Annotated in this window: 19 protein-coding genes; 10 read left to right on the top strand and 9 right to left on the bottom strand. The window is 55.0% G+C overall.

All coding sequences use genetic code 11. The features are described from left to right. Positions 1-228: 228 nt before the first annotated feature. From folE to QZ869_RS10345, 3 genes are all read left to right on the top strand, one after another. The gene (folE, locus tag QZ869_RS10355; RefSeq protein WP_296104385.1) at positions 229-855 is read left to right on the top strand and encodes a GTP cyclohydrolase I FolE; all 627 of its coding nucleotides are present in this window, start codon (positions 229-231) and stop codon (positions 853-855) included. Between the two features lie 31 nt (positions 856-886). Next, complete coding sequence (gene hisI / locus QZ869_RS10350; protein ID WP_296104382.1) at positions 887-1,351, top strand: phosphoribosyl-AMP cyclohydrolase; 465 nt, start codon at positions 887-889, stop codon at positions 1,349-1,351. A gap of 100 nt (positions 1,352-1,451) precedes the next feature. Next, entirely contained in the window at positions 1,452-2,405 is a 954-nt protein-coding gene (locus QZ869_RS10345) for a patatin-like phospholipase family protein (protein WP_296036632.1), read from the top strand. 46 nt (positions 2,406-2,451) lie between these two features. Here the strand turns inward: QZ869_RS10345 and QZ869_RS10340 are convergent, their stop codons facing one another. Beyond that, positions 2,452-2,886 carry a CBS domain-containing protein gene (locus tag QZ869_RS10340; protein ID WP_296016473.1) on the bottom strand — a complete coding sequence of 145 codons (435 nt, stop codon included), beginning with the start codon at positions 2,884-2,886 and terminating at the stop codon, positions 2,452-2,454. Between the two features lie 182 nt (positions 2,887-3,068). Beyond that, complete coding sequence (locus tag QZ869_RS10335; protein ID WP_296104379.1) at positions 3,069-3,812, bottom strand: rhomboid family intramembrane serine protease; 744 nt, start codon at positions 3,810-3,812, stop codon at positions 3,069-3,071. A 339-nt stretch (positions 3,813-4,151) separates the two neighbouring features. Here QZ869_RS10335 and QZ869_RS10330 point away from each other — a divergent pair, with 339 nt between their 5' ends. Together QZ869_RS10330 and QZ869_RS10325 are read left to right on the top strand one after the other, a co-directional pair. Further along, entirely contained in the window at positions 4,152-4,754 is a 603-nt protein-coding gene (locus tag QZ869_RS10330) for a PilZ domain-containing protein (RefSeq protein ID WP_296016479.1), read from the top strand. A 567-nt stretch (positions 4,755-5,321) separates the two neighbouring features. Next, positions 5,322-5,933, top strand: coding sequence for a transglutaminase-like cysteine peptidase (locus QZ869_RS10325; protein WP_296016481.1), 612 nt, complete (start codon positions 5,322-5,324; stop codon positions 5,931-5,933). Between the two features lie 102 nt (positions 5,934-6,035). Here QZ869_RS10325 and QZ869_RS10320 read toward each other — a convergent pair whose 3' ends face one another. Further along, positions 6,036-6,470, bottom strand: a complete 435-nt coding sequence (locus QZ869_RS10320; RefSeq protein ID WP_296016485.1) for a DUF1489 family protein — start codon at positions 6,468-6,470, stop codon at positions 6,036-6,038. 65 nt (positions 6,471-6,535) lie between these two features. Beyond that, complete coding sequence (locus tag QZ869_RS10315) at positions 6,536-7,939, bottom strand: L-serine ammonia-lyase (RefSeq protein ID WP_296104376.1); 1,404 nt, start codon at positions 7,937-7,939, stop codon at positions 6,536-6,538. A 639-nt stretch (positions 7,940-8,578) separates the two neighbouring features. On the opposite strand from QZ869_RS10315, the gene QZ869_RS10310 reads away from it, so the two are divergent. Beyond that, positions 8,579-8,932, top strand: coding sequence for a hypothetical protein (locus QZ869_RS10310; RefSeq protein ID WP_296036641.1), 354 nt, complete (start codon positions 8,579-8,581; stop codon positions 8,930-8,932). Here QZ869_RS10310 and QZ869_RS10305 read toward each other — a convergent pair. Further along, positions 8,927-9,682: a phosphodiester glycosidase family protein gene (locus tag QZ869_RS10305; protein ID WP_296036644.1), complete on the bottom strand. Its 756-nt coding sequence runs from the start codon at positions 9,680-9,682 to the stop codon at positions 8,927-8,929. The two genes, QZ869_RS10310 and QZ869_RS10305, sit on opposite strands and share 6 nt — an antisense overlap. A 220-nt stretch (positions 9,683-9,902) precedes the next feature. On the opposite strand from QZ869_RS10305, the gene QZ869_RS10300 reads away from it, so the two are divergent. Further along, on the top strand, positions 9,903-10,640 hold the full coding sequence (locus QZ869_RS10300; protein ID WP_296104373.1) for a ParA family protein: 738 nt from the start codon (positions 9,903-9,905) through the stop codon (positions 10,638-10,640). Positions 10,641-10,701: 61 nt separating this feature from the next. On the opposite strand, the gene QZ869_RS10295 is transcribed toward QZ869_RS10300, so the two are convergent. After that, a complete protein-coding gene (locus QZ869_RS10295; protein ID WP_296018316.1) occupies positions 10,702-10,863 on the bottom strand; it encodes an entericidin in 162 nt (53 codons plus the stop codon). 122 nt (positions 10,864-10,985) lie between these two features. Further along, positions 10,986-11,933 (bottom strand): LysR family transcriptional regulator, encoded by a 948-nt coding sequence (locus QZ869_RS10290; protein WP_296104370.1) that lies wholly within the window; start codon positions 11,931-11,933, stop codon positions 10,986-10,988. 181 nt (positions 11,934-12,114) lie between these two features. Here QZ869_RS10290 and QZ869_RS10285 point away from each other — a divergent pair, with 181 nt between their 5' ends. After that, positions 12,115-12,315, top strand: coding sequence for a hypothetical protein (locus tag QZ869_RS10285; protein ID WP_296018320.1), 201 nt, complete (start codon positions 12,115-12,117; stop codon positions 12,313-12,315). Positions 12,316-12,450: 135 nt separating this feature from the next. Further along, positions 12,451-14,526 (top strand): glycogen debranching protein GlgX, encoded by a 2,076-nt coding sequence (glgX, locus tag QZ869_RS10280; protein WP_296104367.1) that lies wholly within the window; start codon positions 12,451-12,453, stop codon positions 14,524-14,526. Between the two features lie 179 nt (positions 14,527-14,705). Here the strand turns inward: glgX and QZ869_RS10275 are convergent, their stop codons facing one another. Next, on the bottom strand, positions 14,706-15,122 hold the full coding sequence (locus QZ869_RS10275; RefSeq protein ID WP_296018325.1) for a response regulator: 417 nt from the start codon (positions 15,120-15,122) through the stop codon (positions 14,706-14,708). Between the two features lie 363 nt (positions 15,123-15,485). Between QZ869_RS10275 and QZ869_RS10270 the strand changes: the two genes are divergently transcribed. Further along, positions 15,486-16,520 carry a GlxA family transcriptional regulator gene (locus QZ869_RS10270; protein WP_296018327.1) on the top strand — a complete coding sequence of 345 codons (1,035 nt, stop codon included), beginning with the start codon at positions 15,486-15,488 and terminating at the stop codon, positions 16,518-16,520. A gap of 110 nt (positions 16,521-16,630) precedes the next feature. On the opposite strand, the gene gndA is transcribed toward QZ869_RS10270, so the two are convergent. After that, a complete protein-coding gene (gene gndA / locus QZ869_RS10265; RefSeq protein WP_296104364.1) occupies positions 16,631-18,067 on the bottom strand; it encodes an NADP-dependent phosphogluconate dehydrogenase in 1,437 nt (478 codons plus the stop codon). Positions 18,068-18,123: the final 56 nt, after the last annotated feature.

The following is an 18,123-nucleotide window of genomic DNA, read 5'->3' as shown; positions in this document are numbered from 1 at the left end:
CATTCATTTACTAAACGATGTGTCGCTATGGGAAAAGCTTTGCAGCCCATGCCAGGCGTAATATGTTAACTCATTCACCATACATCAAGCGACGATGAAATAATGGTGGCGTGTGGCAGAAACTCTTGCCAAAAAATGGAAAAACAACCAGATAGCAGCTACCTGACATGAAAATGTCGCTGCAATATGCGTTCAGGTGTGGCCTTGACCCTCACCGGGAGATCAAAAATGGATGCAATCGTGAAGAAATTTCCTGGCGCTGATGCGACAGACGATGAGACGAAGAATCGCCCTACCCAGGAAGACGCCGAGGATGCCGTGAGGGTTCTGCTGCGCTGGGCAGGCGACAATCCCGATCGCGAGGGCTTGCTGGACACACCTAAGCGCGTCGCCAAGGCTTATCGCGAACTCTTCTCCGGGTATGATATCGATGCAAAGGACGTGCTTGGCACATTCTTCGAGGAAGTCGGCGGATATGACGACATCATTATCGTGCGCGACATTCCGTTCTTCTCGCACTGCGAACATCACATGGTGCCGATCATCGGCAAGGCGCATGTAGCCTACCTGCCGAATGGCCGCGTCCTCGGCCTGTCCAAAATCGCTCGCGTGGTGGAGGTTTTCGGCCGCCGGCTGCAGACCCAGGAAACCATGACGGCGCAGATCGCATCTGCCATTGAAACCACGCTGAAGCCACGCGGCGTTGCCGTGATGATCGACGCGGAGCATATGTGCATGTCCATGCGCGGTGTGCAAAAGCAAGGCTCCACGACATTGACGACGAGCTTCACCGGTGCATTCAAGAAGGACCCTGCAGAGCAGGCCCGTTTCATGTCCATGGTGCGCAATCGATAAGTCGATTGACGCCCGGTAAACAGGGTAAGTCATGTCAGCCATTTTCCCCTCGGCGCCATCCGACAAGACGGCGCTGGAAGCATCCGGGCCGTTCTCTCCGAAGTTCGACGCGAACGGGCTTGTAACTGCGGTGGTCACCGACGTCAAAGACGGTGAACTGCTGATGGTGGCGTACATGAACGCGGAGGCGCTGAAGCTGACGCTGGAAACCGGTATCGCGCATTACTACAGTCGCTCGCGAAACAAGATCTGGAAGAAGGGAGAAACCTCTGGCAATCTCCAGACTGTTCGCGAGTTTCGCACCGATTGCGATCAAGATGCTGTCTGGCTGAAAGTATCCGTTGCCGGCCATGATGCTACTTGCCATACCGGGCGCCGCTCCTGCTTCTACCGTACCGTGACGCTGGAAAACGGAACCGCGATCACGACCGTAATCGACGATGAGCGGCACTTCGATCCGGAAGCCACCTACGGGTCCTCCACACCGTCCTCATAAAGGCCGGAATCTTTTCGATTTCTTTGCTCTTTGCTGCGATGATCGGAGAAAACCACGGGAAACTGTGGTTTCCGCGGGAGATGCTATTGGGAGAGATCGAATGCTTGGATGGGGAATAAACCGCGACAATTCGTCGTCCGCGAACACGCTCGATACCCTGGAGAAACTCGCGCCGAAACCAAAGCCAGCATTACCGCCCAACCGCATTGCGCTTGCGCTTGGCGGAGGCGCAGCACGCGGATGGGCGCATATCGGCGTGCTTCGTGCGCTTGATGAAGCCGGCGTCAAGATCGGGATGATTGCAGGCACGTCGATCGGGGCGCTCGTCGGTGGTTGCTATCTCGCCGGAAAGCTGAACGAACTTGAGGAATTTGCGCGTTCTCTCACCATGAGGCGCATCGCCGGCTTGTTGGACCTCACGATCGGCGGGAGCGGCCTGTTTGGCGGTATGCGCCTGACCAAGCGGATGCAGGAGCATCTCGAGGGCCTCAATATCGAGGATCTCGAACATCCTTTTATTGCCGTCGCAACGGAATTACGCACCGGCCACGAAGTGTGGGTTCACCAAGGCAACCTGATCACCGCGCTTCGCTCATCCTATGCTCTGCCCGGCATATTCGAGCCGGTACGCTGCAATGGCAGGACGTTGATCGATGGCGCCCTGGTCAATCCTGTCCCCGTATCGGTCTGCCGCGCCTATGAGCAGGCTCTCGTGGTGGCGGTCAACCTCAACTACGATATTTTCGGTCGCTCTGCGGTCGTGAAGCACGGCGCTGGTTCCGAACACGATCGAAGCGAAAGCCCAACACCCACTGCCGCGACGTCAAGAATAGGGCTTCCCGGTGTTATGGTTCAGGCGTTCAATATCATTCAGGACCGGATTTCGCGCGCACGGCTTGCTGGCGATCCGCCGGACCTGACCCTTCATCCGCGCATCAGCCATATCGGCCTTTCGGAATTCCATCGCGCTGCGGAAGCCATCGATCAAGGCTATGAGGAAACACGCTCCAGAATTCCTGAAATGAAGCGCATGCAACAGGTATTCCAACCATGAAGCAAAAGGCAGACCCAGCGGCCTGCCTCATATTTTCATGCGTTGATCAGCCGGCAATATAGGCCTTGATGTGCGCCGCTTCGGTTTCGATCTCACCGATGCGCGCCTTGACCACGTCACCGATAGATATGATTCCGGCCAGACGACCATCGGCTTCAACAGGCAGGTGACGGAACCTGCCGCCCGTCATCGTTTCCATCAGATCATCGGTGGTTGTTTCCTCCGTGCAGCGTGTGACGTTCTTGGTCATCACGTCGGCAACACGCGTCTCCAGGGCGGCGGAAGCTTTGGCGGCGACAGCGCGAACCAGATCGCGTTCGGTGAAAATACCAAGAACTGCGCCATTATAATCCGTCACCACCACGGCTCCGATACGATGCTCATAAAGCGTCACGGCAGCATCGGCCAGCGTCATATCCGGGTCGACCGTGACGACCTCTCGTCCTTTGAGATCCAGAATTTCTTTGACAAATATCGGCATGCATACCTCCCTTTTTCATTGCTGCCGGTTGTCCCTGCCCAGTCTCCTCCCGAACGCGAACCACCGTCAATGAATTTTTGCTCTGCCTGAGAGGGGAAAGCAACAGCCTTTTGAAATCTTATAGCCTCCGTTCGCCCATAAAGATTCGAAACCATTCAGACCGTTTCAATCGATGGAGCAGACTATAAATCGACCGGCTTGCGATCAAACAGCGCGAAGAAGAGGAAGCCGAAGAAGAAGCCGAATATGTGTGCGTCCCAGGCTACCGCGCCACCAACATCGCCAAAAAGAGGAACACCGAAAGCGACGATAATGTTACCGGCCAGCCACATGACCGTGAAGATGAGAACTGTGCGGTTGGATAGAGCCTCAACGATGCCCTGGCGCGGCAACGTGTGCCCGAAGGCCGGGTGGTAGCGCTGTCCACGCGGCGGGAAGGCGAAGCGGCAGGCAGCTCCCATAAGTGCCGAAACGACGCCGGAGGCACCGATGAGAACAGTGACGCTTCCCCAGTCGAGCGCGGCATGACCGAAGGCGGACATCGCCGCCGAAACCACCCAGAACACCGCAAACTGTGCTGTACCGATACGGCGTGCAACAGGTGCTCCAAACGCCATAAGCCACAGTCCGTTGAACAGGATGTGCTCTACGCCACCATGGAGAAAGGAATAAGTCAGTGGCGTCCATAGCCACTCAAGCCCCTGTTGTGACAGCGGAACGGTGTAGCGCGCGGGTATGAAGCCGAAAGTAAAGAGGAACTGACCATACATCTCGTCCGACATCAGATAGGTCGAACCGGCCTGAAGGGCGATCATGAACCCCAACACAGCCACCAAGATAAAGGGAAGGTTGAAGACCGGTTGTTTCTGACGCGGTGGCGGCTGGTCTGATTGCTCTTGCTGTTCTCCACCTTCATGATGCGTCATTTGGTATTCCATTTCCTGTCGCGTGAGCCGATCAGACCATTATAGGAACCCTAACTCAAATAAAAGCGGGTGTGGCACGGTCGACCAGACCCGGTTGATAATCCTTGCCGCAGTGCAATGGTTGCTGGTGATGCGGGATTAATCCGCAGATAAAGTCTGCCTGCTTCCGAAGTCTTTCCCGTGACAGAACAGTTGTGGATCAAAACGATACAGTCGATCCTGAATTTTGCCGATCAGCCGTGGCTATAACGCCCCGATATTGCTGTACAACACAACTGTCTGTTAACCCGCGCATAGTACACAGAGCTATTCTTCCACTCATGCAACATAGCGCAGGCCATGTTTTCAAATTTAGCTCATACTTACTCCCCAAAACCAGTCGACGTCGCCGAACCGCCGGTGAGCGTCGGTCTGCCTGGACGCTTGATGCTTCCAAATGAGGAGGAGTATGATTGCACCGCGACCGAAATGACCGCAGGAAGCGCCAGACTGACCTGCTTTGCCAGGCCGAGCCGCAATGACCGGATCATCATTTACCTGCAGCATATCGGACGCGTAGAAGGCAAGGTTACGCAACTCACGCCCGACGGATTCTGCATCGCCATAGCGGCGACGGAACGGAAGCGAGAAAAGCTTGCAGCGCAATTGGCATGGATCGCCAAGCGCCAGTCTCTTGGCCTGCCAGAAGACAGACGTCACGACCGTCTTACACCCCGCCACCCCAACGCCAGCTTGTTGCTGAATGACGGCAACACCGTTTCCTGCCGCATCATTGACCTTTCCCTTTCGGGTGCCGCAATCGAGATTGAAAATCGCCCTGCAATCGGTACGACCGTGCGGCTGGGAACGATGGGTGGCCGCATTGTCCGCCACTTCATGGAAGGTGTGGCGATCGAGTTCGATAGCATCCAGTCTCGAGACGCGCTGATCGAGTTTCTCTAACACATCCTCACGATCAACGTTTTACGACCGGCGACGACTGTTCGCCGGTTTTTTGATTCCTCGCGACATGCCTCATGTCCGGACCCGCCTGCGCATAATCATGGCGCATTCGGATCACGCGCCACTCGTGGAAGGCGCCCCCCCTGCCTCGACAACTGCTTCAAAACGGGATTCTCAAAAAAAATTCCGGAGAAAACGTACAAAAATTCTCACAAAATCTCTTCTTAAGTACAACTTCTGAATGAATTTATATCAATCTCTCCACTAGAGAGTCATATTTTCATGGTTAACTATGAGTGTCACTCATCGCAAAACCATCTCTCAGGCTCTTATTTTGCCTTTCGTATTAACCCTGACTCGGCCCCAGCCTCCGAGAAAACGGGTGGTTTCCTCGCCGCTCCAAATTATTGAACTAACAGAAAAGCTAAAATTTAAATCAAAACAGCCTCAAAAACGCATCAAATAAGCCTTTGTTTTTGCTCAATTTAAGCTCGAATTTGAGCGCCGTTTTTTGCGTGCGATCAAAGTGTCGCTGGCATTGTCTTCCTCACAACGGGGAGACAAGATATGAAAAAATACAGCCGTTTGGGACTGACCGTATTAGCACTGACGATTGGCGCATTTGCCCCACAGGCAGAAGCGTCTCCAGGAGCTGCAATGCGGATCATTGGTAAAGCCAACCCGCCCATTGGGCATTATGAATTCTGCCAGACCTACCAGAGCGAATGTAAGCCGACCTCCGCCGACATGGGCCCGATGAAGCTGACGGAAGAGGCCTGGAAAACAATTCTGGACGTAAACTATACCGTCAACACGACGATTACGCCTGCAACGGACATGGAAATCTACGGCGTCGAAGAGCGGTGGGCTTATCCCACAACAGCCGGAGACTGCGAGGATTTCGTGCTGCTGAAGCGCAAGATGCTGATGAGCAAAGGCATCGCGGCATCCAATCTGCTGATCACCGTGGTATTGCAACCAAATGGTTCAGGCCATGCCGTGCTGACCGTCCGGACCGATCGTGGCGATTTCATTCTCGACAATCTGCGCAACAAGGTCATGGACTGGTCCGAGACGGAGTACACGTATCTCAAGCGCCAGGACTCCTCCAATCCAGGCCGTTGGGTCAAAGTTCAGGATGGCCGCAACGTTAGTGCTGTTGCAGGCATCAACAACTGATGATGCAGCGATGACAGAGGTTCATGGCCGATCGCCTCACCCCGTGTCGATCGTGCCAAAAGCCGGCTCCGTTGCCCCCGGAGCCGGCTTTTCGTTTTCACCCTAGAGAAGCCCGAGTTCGGCGAGTTCACGCCGCAAGTCCGAGGGAAGATCTTGTGAAAGATCACTGCCCGCAAGATCACGCGGCGCTTCCTCATCCTTGAGATAGCGCCATCCCTGAAAGGGCCGCTTCGGCGCCGGCGAGGTCTCGATCACTTCCGGCCCGAGAATGAGATCGCATCGCGTAATTCCGTCTGCGCCTGTGAAGGAGCGAATATCAAGAAGCTTCTGGCGCGCCTGTACCTGCCCCTTGATCACCCAATAGAGAGAGCCTTCTTCCAACAACTCTTCAACCCGTTTAGGGATCATGCGCGTGGTGTGGACGCTGTGCGGCTCAAGTCCAGCCGCGATTGCGGTAAGGGAGCGCTGAGATACCCATTCGCGAAGATCATCGATAGAGTCCGCGCCGACGCAAAGTTTAATCAGATGTAGAGCCATGCCGCCTATCAATGCCGTTTCGACGGACGCGTCAAGCGCCCGTCAAAAAGATGACAATGCTAACGTCAACATTCCACGACATTGACCGCAAGGCCACCGGTCGAGGTTTCCTTGTACTTCTCGCTCATGTCGTTGCCGGTCTGACGCATCGTCTCGATACAGGCGTCGAGCGGAACGAAGTGTTCGCCATCGCCCTTGAGGGCGAGAGACGCAGCCGTGACAGCCTTCACCGCGCCTAGCGCATTTCGCTCAATGCAGGGAACCTGCACCAGCCCGGCCACCGGATCGCACGTCATACCGAGGTGATGTTCGAGCGCGATTTCCGCAGCGTTCTCAACCTGGGCAGGAGAGCCCCCCATAACGGCTGCAAGGCCCGCGGCTGCCATTGCGGCGGCGGAACCGACTTCACCCTGGCAACCAACTTCTGCGCCCGAAATCGATGCGTTGTGCTTGATAATGCCGCCGATTGCTGCTGCCGTGAGGAGAAAGTCACGAATGTCCTCTACGGAAGCATCCTCGTGGAAATGGCGAAAGTAGCGTACAGTCGCAGGCACGACGCCGGCTGCGCCATTGGTCGGCGCCGTGACGACACGACCGCCCACAGCGTTTTCCTCATTGACCGCCATCGCGTAGACGCTCAGCCAGTCATTGGCGAGAACCGGGTTCAGCCTGTTGCTGCGCCATTCAGCATTGAGCTTGTCGTGAATGGAGCGCGCCCGGCGGCGAACCTTGAGCCCGCCCGGCATAATGCCCTCGCCCTTCAATCCACGTTCAATGCAACCATTCATGGCCTCCCAGATCTGGTCCAGGCGCATGTTCAAGGTTTCGCGGCTCATTACCGTTTCTTCGTTGGCGCGCTTCATCTGAGCAATGGTGCGGCCCGAGCGCGCTGCCATATCCAGCATCTCTTTCGCCGTGGAAAAGGGATATGGCACCTTGGGGCCGTTATCGACGGTCTTGCCGCGCTGACGCGCAGCCTCGAGTTCTGTGTCGGTCACCACAAAACCGCCGCCCACGGAGTAGTAGATGCGCTTCAACAGCATCCGGCCCTGATTGTCATAGGCGGAAAACGTCATGCCATTGGCGTGGCCGGGAAGCGGGTTTTTCTTATCGAAGATCAGATCCTCGTCTGGCCGAAAAGCGTAGGACGGATGGCCAGGCGGCGTAACGCGACCTTCGCGCTCGACTTCGGCAATGATACCATCCATGGCGTCCGGATCGACCTGATCGGGTTTTTCACCCGTCAGACCCAGCACGACCGCCCTGCCCGAACCGTGGCCAATGCCGGTGAAAGCAAGCGAGCCATGCAGGCTGACCTTGATCGCCGAGATCGTTGCGCCGGAAGGACGCGGCCAGTCATCAGACAATATCAGATCGAGAAACCGATTGGCGGCCGACATGGGCCCCATCGTGTGAGAACTGGAAGGGCCGATGCCGATTTTGAACACGTCGAAGACGGAGAGAAACATTCTGGTATGCCCTATGTATAGACCTATTGGCGCGAGTCTATCGGAACCTCGCGCCACGAACCATACCGAAAAGCGGCCAAAACTGTGTCGGAAGCGCTATGGCAACATTCTGCCATCGCCAAAAGAAAACAGCGCGGCTCTTGGGAGAGTCCACGCTGTTCTGTAAAAAAACTTTTTAAAAAGTGAGATGCTTATGGCGTACCGAAAAGATAGGTCAATGCGAGAAATGCGGCAAAGCCTGCAAGCGCGCGCAACGTAACGCCCCAGCAAGATTTCTGAGCGGTTTCTTCCATGATTACTCCAGCGTGTTCACTCTACGGTGGCTTTTGCAGCGCGTCCCGTTGCGCTACCATTTATTAAAAATGTGTGACGAAGGCAATTGCAAAAAAAGGCTAAACCAAGGCGAATCCGGTAAGCTGCCATACGTTGAGTGCATAGGTCTAAGAAAAAACAATCGCTTACCAATACGCTCTTCCAGCAGCGTTTGAGGACGATGTCTCAATTCGGTCCAAAGTGTAAATAGCGTAAGACATTATGTGGCTTCTTCCCTCAAGCATACTTCCGCGAACGGTATGGACAGCTTGAAATACGCCGGTCTGTAGCTTACCGAAATTGATACTTAAATCAGAGCGGGGAATCATGCAGAGCGCGTCGTCAACCTTTCCGGATCGAGAAACAGTCGCCTCGAAGATCGCAACGCTTGGAGCAGAAGACCAGGCGTGGCTGACACTGCTTCTGGAAAATCCGACTCAGGACGAAGCCCTTCTTGAAGGGCTGTTGATTTTTCTCGACCGGGAAACCCAGTCGCGTTTCCTCAACGCTCTCAAGCTGGAAAAATGCGGCAAGTGGTTTGGAGGAAACGCCCCTGCCCGGCTTCAGATTCGTTTGCATGAAATTGCCAAGAGCAGCCAGCATCCCGCTTATGCGTCTTTCAGGGCTGGCGTAGCAAAGTCTGGCGGGCTGGAAAAGGCTTACCCCAAAGCACCGCTATAAATCCGGCACGCGATCCACGACAGCGATGATCGGTCCCATTGGAAAAAGATCGTCTCTTCTTCCAATGGCTGGAATGGTGACGCTCGAAATAGTGCCGTCGAGATAAAGTGCATTTGGCGTGTTCAGCCTGTCTCGAAACAAAGTGGCAAAGTCGTAAAAGCGCACCGGCTTTTCCGATATGACGAAATGCACGATACCATCAGGTGAGACTCCTACCCCATTGCGTCGCTTAAAGCTGTCGCTGTCGGGAAGAAAACGCGGATGGAGCTTACCGTCTATCACCAGCATCGGACCTGACTGCGTTGCAAATTGGGGCCGGAGATCGGTGTTGAGATAAGCGCTGGTTTCGGCAACGCCTGCCTCGCCATCGGTGATGAAGAATACTCCATTGGGCTGCATGTGAAAGTTTCCCCATCCGCCACTGGTGCTGATCCGCGTTTTCTCAGTCCCGTTCTCGATGAACAGACCGACCGGAGACATATCGTTGTGATACATTCCGCCATTCATCCCAAAGACCATGAAGCGGTGCTGACGCCATAGGGCTGAAGAAAGCGCGGCGAAGCTGCCATAGGATGCAGCGCTTACCTCGTCACGACTGTAGATCCTTATATCGGACTTCCGCGGATCGAAACTGCAGACTGTATAGGCAGCCCCGGCATGGTCGATTCGCTGGCAGTAGCTCGGTAATTCGGTACCGTTTACCTCAGAAGCAAAAAATAACGACAAAAAATATATTACAAAGCGGCGCATGTTTCCCCTTGGCGCAAGTACAGAATCGTCGTTTCTATTGCTGGGGCGCTAAAAGCGCTGCAGGAAAAAACGAACAGACAGAATCTTTCCAGACAGTCTTTCCGTCTGAATTGAGGCCGCATCATTACAATCAGACAACAAATGCGTCCCGCCTCATGACGGTGCGGGTATTTATTAAGGGCGATGATAAGGCTCGAACATATCATCAGGGGTTCAGACAATGCCAATCATTACGTTTGCAAATACCAAAGGCGGCGCAGGAAAAACAACGGCTGCCGTGATCATCGCCAGCGAGCTAGCGCGGCAGGGACACCGCGTCACACTTCTGGATGCCGACCCACAGAGATGGGCATCGAGGTGGCACGGTCTCACCAAGCCTCAGAAGAATCTGTCCGTGATTTCCGACGTGACTGACGACACAATCGAAAGCCACATCAAGGACAGCAAGAAACGCGGTGGCTATATTCTGATCGATCTGCCTGGCGGACAATCGCCCGTTTTGGCGAAGGCGATCGGTTTTGCCAACCACGTTTTCATTCCGGTTCAGGGCTGTGCGATGGATGCAGTGGGTGGAGCCCAGGTGCTTGGTCTCCTGAAGGACCTCGCCGACCAGTGCGACATCCGCATTCCGCATTCAGTGATTCTCACGCGTATCAGTCCAATCATCACCACACGATCAATGCAGGCGGTTAAAACATTGCTGGCCGAGAGGATGGTGCGAGTGTTGAATATGCCGCTCGTCGAACGCGCTGCCTATCGCGACATGTTCGTCACTGGCGGTGCTCCGCATATGATGGACCCTGAACGGGTCAGCAATCTGGATAAGGCGTGCGAGAATGCCCAAGCTCTTGCCGTCGAGATCCTCAGCCTCGTCCCACCTAAGGCCATATCGGCGAAATCGGTGAAGGCTGCCGGCACAAAAGGCGCAGGTTCGAAGCTCGCCAAGAAAGCTGCCTGAACCATAAATGAAAAAGCCGACGAGCGATCGTCGGCTTTGTAAGCTCGCCTTGATTGCGATATCAACGGCGCGCTGCGTGATCCACTCGGCGTCCAGCATCCTGCGTCGCATCCACGGCGTTTGCCGTATCGCGGCCCATACCGCGGATGGTGTTGCCACAAGAACTCAAGGTCGCGACCGTAACAAGAATAGCAGCAACGGTTGCAAAAGCACGTGTCGTCATATTGATATACTCCCCTAAGGCCTGCACGGTGCAGGCGTCATGCTAGACGGATGATCAACGCCGCGATGCAAAAGCAGTTCCAGCCATTTTCAAAAAAACGTGAGCGCGAAACCTTCACGGACTTAAGCGGCGGGCGCTGCCTGCGCAACATCGCGAAAGGCATTGCGAATGCTGTCGGCGACCGCCTGGATCGGACGCGACACCTTGTCGGTCATGATCAGGCGAATGTCAAAGCTGCCAAGCGGTGGCAACCCTTCCTTCTCGCCCAGGACGATCATATCGTTCTGGATGTAGGACCGTGGCAATGGAGCAATCGCGAGATCGGCTTCGATTGCCGCTCTCTGGGCAAGGGTGTGGCCACTCAAATATGCGACGCGATAGGGTCGGCTACGCTTTTCCAATGCGTTGATCGCCTCGGATCGCCAGATGCAACCATCCTCCCATATAGAAATCGGCAAAGGCTCTCGGAGATGTGCGGTTCCACATTTTGCTCCCGCCCAAACCAATCTTTCGCGCATTAAAACCTCACCCGTGTCTCTCAGCGGATGTGAAGCGCAATTTACCAGCGCCAGATCGAGCCGTTGCTCATCCACGCGCTTATATAGCTGAGAACTGGAATCGATCGTGACATCGACCATGATTCCTGGAAAGGCTTCGGCAAAGCGCTTCAAAATGCCAGGCAAGAGGCCACGCTGGCCAAGATCGTCAGGCGCGCCCAGCCTCACCACACCAGATAACTCGGGCATGACGAACCGAGATACGGCCTCGTTCGACAGCGCAATCATTCGTCTTGCATAGGTCAGCAGGGTTTCGCCATGGGCCGTCAGCGTGACAGATCGAGCGTCACGCAAAAAAAGCGTGGTCTTCAACTGCTCCTCAAGTTTCTTGATCTGCATTGACACGGCGGATGGCGTGCGGAACACGGCTTCCGCCGCGGTCGAGAAATTGCCCGTCTCTGCAATCGCCACGAATGTTCGCAGAATGTCATTGTCAAGCAAGGGAAGCGGCTGGCGAAATGAAACAGTCATGACCGTGTCCGTCAATTTTTCTGAATGAAATATCGATATCATTTCGTTTGATTGAATGTCAAGCCAACGCCATTCTGTTCATCAAGCAGAGCCGAACCCACCTGCCCATCTGAATATCGCAACACAAAATATCATGAGTAGCATCACTGCCATTCAATTGATTGATGACTCGTCGGTGCGCATAGCTGTTCTGTCACCGACACTGAAACAAAGGAGTATTGAAATGACGATGATAATCCAGCACGAGGAAAGCGGCAGTTCGCTTCGCCTGCGCTCTCCTCAATGGCTCTTACGCCTTACAGAACTTGCGTTTCGTCTTCACGCATCATGGCGGCAAAGGCAAAACCGTCGCGTCCTCGAAAGCTTGCCCATGGATACATTGAAGGACATTGGATGGCCCGTGAACGACACCATCCGCCGTTGAGCAGTAACCGCTTAAACAGCACACATACAAAGCAATGAGTGGCTCGCCGGATGTTCCCGCGGGCCATTTTTTTGCAGCGCGGAACAAAGGCGCAAGACGTCAGTTTCCCCATGTCACTTCATCATGAGGAAATCCATGCCCCAGTTTGGCTCCAGCATTCGGCCCGGCGACTTTACTCGCCTGGGCGCCAATTTCGATGGCGAAGGCGTAAACTTCGCACTTTTCAGTGCCTGCGCCGAAAGGGTCGAACTCTGCCTTTTCGATGACACTGGAAACACTGAAATCGAGCGCATTACGCTGCCTGAATTCACCAACGAAATCTGGCACGGCTATATCCCAGGCTTGAAGCCCGGCGCCTTGTATGGCTACAGGGTATATGGGCCTTACGATCCGGAAAACGGTCATCGTTTCAATCCGAACAAGTTGCTGGTCGATCCTTACGCGCGGGAAGTTGTCGGCGAGATTGAATGGGGTCAGGAGCAATTCGGCTACGACCTTAACAGCGAAGACAAAGATATGTCCTTCAACGAGGCCGACAGCGCATCCAAGATGCCAAAGTGCCGCGTGATCGACCCCAAAGACTATGACTGGAGCGGCGATAACCGGCCCAGTATTCCGTGGTCGAAGACCATCTTTTACGAAACCCATGTGAAGGGTTTCACCAAGCTGCATCCCGCTCTGCCTGAAGAGTTGAAGGGGACCTATGAGGGCCTCGGTCACAAGGACGTCGTCGACTACATCAAAAGCCTGGGCATCACGTCGATCGAACTACTGCCGATTCATTATTTCCCTGATGATTCCCATCTTCTGGATAAGGGTCTGAAGAACTTCTGGGGTTACAACTCGCTCGCCTTCTTTGCGCCGGCTTCCCGCTATTACGGCCCACGTGCGATGGCTGGCTTTCGCGATATGGTGCGTGCCTTTCATGACGCCAATATCGAGGTCATTCTCGATGTCGTCTATAACCACACCGCGGAAGGAAACGAACTCGGCCCGACCCTGTCCTTCAAAGGCATAGACAACTTCTCCTATTACCGTACCCTGCCCGACCAGCCGCGCTACTACATCAACGACACTGGCACCGGAAACACGGTCAATACATCTCATCCGCGCGTTCTTCAGCTTGTGACCGACTCTCTCCGTTACTGGGCCGAAGACATGCATGTCGACGGATTTCGCTTCGACCTCGGCACCATTCTCGGTCGTGAACCAGAAGGCTTCGATCAAAGGAGCGGTTTCTTCGATGCGGTGGGCCAAGACCCAGTTCTGTCGCGCCTGAAGCTCGTTGGCGAGCCTTGGGATATCGGGCCTGGCGGTTACCAGGTCGGCGGCTTCCCTCCCGGCTGGGCAGAATGGAACGACAAGTACCGAGACACTGTGCGCGAATATTGGAAGGATGAGGATGGCACGGCGGGTGACTTCGCTGCGCGCGTACTCGGTTCAGGCGATGTCTATGACCTGCGCGGACGCAAGACCTGGGCCAGCGTCAACTTCATTACCGCTCATGACGGCTTCACTTTGAACGACCTCGTTTCTTACAATGAGAAGCACAATGAGGCGAACGGCGAAGACAACAAGGACGGTCACAGCGACAACCGCAGTTTCAACTACGGCGTCGAAGGTCCGACGGACGACGAAGGTATCAACGCTGTGCGTGATCGCCAGAAACGCAATTTTCTGGCAACGCTTCTCCTGTCCCATGGCACACCGATGATCCTTGCCGGCGATGAATTCGGGCGCAGCCAAATGGGGAACAACAACGGCTATTGCCAGGACAGCGATCTGAGCTGGGTGCATTGGGAAGGGCTGCCGGAAAGCGCCGACACCCTCCGTCACTTTACTCGCCGCCTCATAGAATTGCGCCAGTCGCATTCAGTCCTTCGCCGTGACAGCTGGCATGACGGCACTCGCGTGACATGGCTGAACCCTGGCGGCGGTGAGCAGAAGCCGGAACATTGGGAAGATCCTGGCAGCACGACACTTGGTCTGCGGCTCAGCCGCGAAAAGTCGTCCGATAGCGAGGAGTGGAACGATGTGCTTATCCTGTTCAACCCGCATGATGGCGATGTCGAGTTCAAGCTTCCGGAAGTAGAGCATGGGTGGACCACGGAGTTGACGACGGCCGATCCAGCGGTCCATGGCAATCAGATCGCCAATTCGCAGACCTATACGATGGAGGGTCGCAGCTTGATACTGCTGCGCGCGGCCTGATCGACCTGATCTTGTAAGCCATCGCAGAAGTCGGAGCACCGCTCCGGCTTCTTTTTTTGCCTATCATTAGGTTCGCGAGCCCGACTGGCCGGTAGTTCCCTACTCTTGGCTCATGCTTGCGAGGACCCGACGCACAGCAAAAAGAAGCAGCGTCGTGCAACAGCTTTGCGCAGTTTTGCTCAGGCACGAACGAGACGAAACCCGCGCCGCTTTTTCATAAGTTTTACCTTGGCGGCAATGGACGAGCGTAGGGCGAAGAGGATGTCGTCGAAATGATAGGGCTTACTGAAAAAGCGCGCGTCTGCTGGAAGTGTCAGCCCGTCAGGGCCATGCCCTCCTGAGGTGACCACCACTGCGATCTGGTGCTGTGATTTGTCGAGAATTTCAACAAGATCAAGTCCGGTCAGTCCACCGGGCATATCGATATCTGTGACCACAGCCGCGATATGCTCCACCTTGCCGATGATGCCGACGGCTTCCAAAACGTTGGAAGCCTCCAGCACGCAGTAGCCCTTTTCTTCCAAGGCATCTACGAGCGCAAATCGAATAATGGGTTCGTCCTCAACGACCAATACTGTCAGGCCAGCTTCCTGCATACGCAATACTCCGCTTTAAGCTTAAACGGTCAGCTTTTGGCTAGGCCGTTACCTGCTGTGGCACCCAAGAACGGCGGCAATTCCACCTCCGCCGTCCCATCTTTGTCGACAGAACGCGCAATTGGGCGACCAGGGTGAAAGCATGCGGGACAAATTTGAAAACAATATTAATAAAATGCAAAACATCGTGGGCTCGCATGTCGCAAACCAGATATTGGCTTTTGTCAACCTCACCTCGCGACATGTTTTTTTGACATGGACCTGTAGATGTCGTACCCATCCATCAAGATGTCGCACCAGGAACATAACTAGACGCTTTTCCAAGCAAGAAATTGTTATTCCGCAAAATGGAGCATGGTCATAATGAGCAAAACTCCCAAGAAGCGTTCAATTGTATTTTTCATGGTTCCCCAGTTCACGATGTTGCCTTTTACGGCGGCAGTGGAAACGTTGCGTATCGCCAATCGTATGCTGGGTTACGATGCCTATGAGTGGCGCTTGGCCTCTCTCGATGGGCAGAAAGTCATTTCGTCCAGCGGGATCGCTCTTGAAGCAAACACCTCTCTTGCCGATGAGCGCAAGTGCATCAGCGGCGAGAACCGCCCGAGCATGGTTCTGGTCTGTTCCGGGATTGATATCGACCAATATGTCAACAAGTCGGTAAACGCCTGGTTGCGTGAGGTCAACAATCGCGGAATTGCCGTTGGCAGCCTCTGTACGGGCGCACATGTGCTTGCCCAGGCGGGACTGCTGAATGGCAAGCGCTGTGCGATCCACTGGGAGAATCTTCCTGGCTTCTCGGAAGCCTTCCCGCAGGTGGAGGTCTATGCAGATCTCTATGAGATCGACGGCAACATCTATACCTGTGCCGGTGGTACGGCTTCCCTGGATATGATGCTCAACCTGATCGGGCAGGATTTCGGCGACAATCTCGTCAACCGGGTCTGCGAGCAACAGCTGACCGATCGCGTGCGCAATCCTCACGATCGCCAGCGTCTGCCGCTTCGCGCCCGTCTCGGCGTCCAAAACGACAAAGTTCTATCAATCATCGAACTTATGGAAAGCAACCTCTCCGAGCCGCTTTCCCTTCTCGACATTGCTGAGGACGCCGATCTTTCGCGCAGGCAGGTAGAACGGCTTTTCCGTCAGGAGATGGGCCGCTCTCCTGCACGCTACTACCTCGAGATCAGGCTTGATCGAGCACGTCATCTTCTGGTGCAGTCAGCCATGCCGGTGGTCGAAGTCGCGGTTGCCTGCGGTTTCGTCTCTGCCTCGCACTTCTCCAAATGTTATCGCGAAATCTACAATCGCACACCGCAACAGGAACGTGCGGAGCGCAAACTCGTGATCAGTGCGTCGAGAATGCTGACAGCCAGCCAGGGCAAGGCAGCCCACTGAAATCTCTGGAGCGTTTCTGTTTTAAACAGAGACGCTCGCGCGCCACATAAACAGATCTACGACATATGCAAGACCGGAAAAAAAGGCCCGCTTCAGCGGGCCTTGTCGTTTTATTTTGCAAAGATATCGAGACCGCTGCCCCATGGACCGTGAGGCTTATCCACACCGTCCGTACGCTCGAAGCCATGCGCGCCAAAAAAGTCGCGCTGCGCCTGGATGAGGTTTGCCGTGCCACGGCCACGGCGATAGGCATCGAAGTAGCCAAGCGCCGATGCGAGAGCCGGAACCGGTAGTCCAGACAGGATCGCATGCGAGACGACGTGGCGAAGTGGCGCATCCGTGTCTTGAACCATCTTGGAGAAAGCTGGCGTGACGATCAGGTTTGCGACATGCGGATCCTTGGTGAAGGCGGATGTGATCTCATCCAGGAACTGCGAGCGGATGATGCAGCCAGCGCGCCAGATGCGAGCGATGGTCGGCATGGGCAGGTTCCAGCCGAACTCCTTGGAGGCTGCGGCCATCACGGCAAAGCCCTGTGCATAAGCGCCGATCTTGGCGGCGAGAAGCGCATTTTCGAGATCGTCGATGAAGGCTTGCTTGTCCGCCGGTGCGGCAAGAGCCTTCGGAAGGCCGAAGATTTTCTCTGCAGATTCGCGCTCAGCCTTCTGGGAAGACAGGATACGCGCGGCAACCGCGGCTTCGATTGCTGTCGCGGCGACGCCCATATTCTGTGCTTCGATGACAGACCACTTACCGGTGCCCTTCTGTCCTGCCTTGTCGAGGATCAGATCAACCATCGGCTTGCCGCTAATAGGATCGGCGGCGCGCAGCACCTTCTCCGTGATTTCAATCAGGTAGGAGTTCAAGCGGCCCTTGTTCCACTTGCCAAAGACGTCAGCAATTTCACCGGCACTGAGCTTCAGGCCGTCCCGCAAGATGCCATATATTTCAGCAATCATCTGCATATCGGCATATTCGATGCCGTTGTGGATCGTCTTGACGAAGTGACCGGCGCCGTCATTGCCGAGCCACGCCACGCACGGATCATCGTTGTATTTGGCAGAAATGGACGTCAACACCTTTTCGACGCGCTTCCAGCTTTCCTCGGTGCCGCCAACCATGATCGACGGACCATGACGTGCTCCTTCTTCTCCACCGGAAACACCCATACCGATGAAGGTCAGGCCACTATCCTTGAGATTGTCGAAACGGCGGATCGTATCGCGGAAATTGGCGTTGCCCGCATCGATCATGATGTCGCCGTTCTCGAGATAGGGTTTAAGAATTTCCATCTGCTGATCGACAGGTTCACCAGCCTTGATCATGATGATGATCGGGCGTGGCGGGCGAATGGCGGCAACGAAGTCCTCGATAGTTTCACAAGGGATGATCTGCCCCTGCAAATCGCCTGCTTCCGCATAGAACTTCTTCGTTGCTTCCGGGGTCCGGTTGAAAACGGCAATCTTGTTGCCTTTTTCCGCGATGTTGAGCGCCAGGTTCGAACCCATAACGCCAAGACCGATCAAACCGATTTCTGCCTGTTCCACGGATCTGTCTCCATTTTGCATTTGATGGCGCCTGTTTTGGCACTCTAACCTGCAAA

The sequence above is a fragment of the uncultured Agrobacterium sp. genome (assembly GCF_913777885.1).
Classification (GTDB): Bacteria; Pseudomonadota; Alphaproteobacteria; order Rhizobiales; family Rhizobiaceae; genus Agrobacterium.
This window is presented reverse-complemented; position numbering and strand designations above follow the sequence as displayed.

What these genes read in the sequence shown, in the direction of transcription:
- folE (WP_296104385.1), top strand. Translation starts at nt 229, where the DNA reads ATGGATGCAATCGTGAAGAAATTTCCTGGCGCTGATGCGACAGACGAT.
- hisI (WP_296104382.1), top strand. Translation starts at nt 887, where the DNA reads ATGTCAGCCATTTTCCCCTCGGCGCCATCCGACAAGACGGCGCTGGAA.
- QZ869_RS10345 (WP_296036632.1), top strand. Translation starts at nt 1,452, where the DNA reads ATGCTTGGATGGGGAATAAACCGCGACAATTCGTCGTCCGCGAACACG.
- QZ869_RS10340 (WP_296016473.1), bottom strand. Translation starts at nt 2,886, where the DNA reads ATGCCGATATTTGTCAAAGAAATTCTGGATCTCAAAGGACGAGAGGTC.
- QZ869_RS10335 (WP_296104379.1), bottom strand. Translation starts at nt 3,812, where the DNA reads ATGACGCATCATGAAGGTGGAGAACAGCAAGAGCAATCAGACCAGCCG.
- QZ869_RS10330 (WP_296016479.1), top strand. Translation starts at nt 4,152, where the DNA reads ATGTTTTCAAATTTAGCTCATACTTACTCCCCAAAACCAGTCGACGTC.
- QZ869_RS10325 (WP_296016481.1), top strand. Translation starts at nt 5,322, where the DNA reads ATGAAAAAATACAGCCGTTTGGGACTGACCGTATTAGCACTGACGATT.
- QZ869_RS10320 (WP_296016485.1), bottom strand. Translation starts at nt 6,470, where the DNA reads ATGGCTCTACATCTGATTAAACTTTGCGTCGGCGCGGACTCTATCGAT.
- QZ869_RS10315 (WP_296104376.1), bottom strand. Translation starts at nt 7,939, where the DNA reads ATGTTTCTCTCCGTCTTCGACGTGTTCAAAATCGGCATCGGCCCTTCC.
- QZ869_RS10310 (WP_296036641.1), top strand. Translation starts at nt 8,579, where the DNA reads ATGCAGAGCGCGTCGTCAACCTTTCCGGATCGAGAAACAGTCGCCTCG.
- QZ869_RS10305 (WP_296036644.1), bottom strand. Translation starts at nt 9,682, where the DNA reads ATGCGCCGCTTTGTAATATATTTTTTGTCGTTATTTTTTGCTTCTGAG.
- QZ869_RS10300 (WP_296104373.1), top strand. Translation starts at nt 9,903, where the DNA reads ATGCCAATCATTACGTTTGCAAATACCAAAGGCGGCGCAGGAAAAACA.
- QZ869_RS10295 (WP_296018316.1), bottom strand. Translation starts at nt 10,863, where the DNA reads ATGACGACACGTGCTTTTGCAACCGTTGCTGCTATTCTTGTTACGGTC.
- QZ869_RS10290 (WP_296104370.1), bottom strand. Translation starts at nt 11,933, where the DNA reads ATGATATCGATATTTCATTCAGAAAAATTGACGGACACGGTCATGACT.
- QZ869_RS10285 (WP_296018320.1), top strand. Translation starts at nt 12,115, where the DNA reads ATGACGATGATAATCCAGCACGAGGAAAGCGGCAGTTCGCTTCGCCTG.
- glgX (WP_296104367.1), top strand. Translation starts at nt 12,451, where the DNA reads ATGCCCCAGTTTGGCTCCAGCATTCGGCCCGGCGACTTTACTCGCCTG.
- QZ869_RS10275 (WP_296018325.1), bottom strand. Translation starts at nt 15,122, where the DNA reads ATGCAGGAAGCTGGCCTGACAGTATTGGTCGTTGAGGACGAACCCATT.
- QZ869_RS10270 (WP_296018327.1), top strand. Translation starts at nt 15,486, where the DNA reads ATGAGCAAAACTCCCAAGAAGCGTTCAATTGTATTTTTCATGGTTCCC.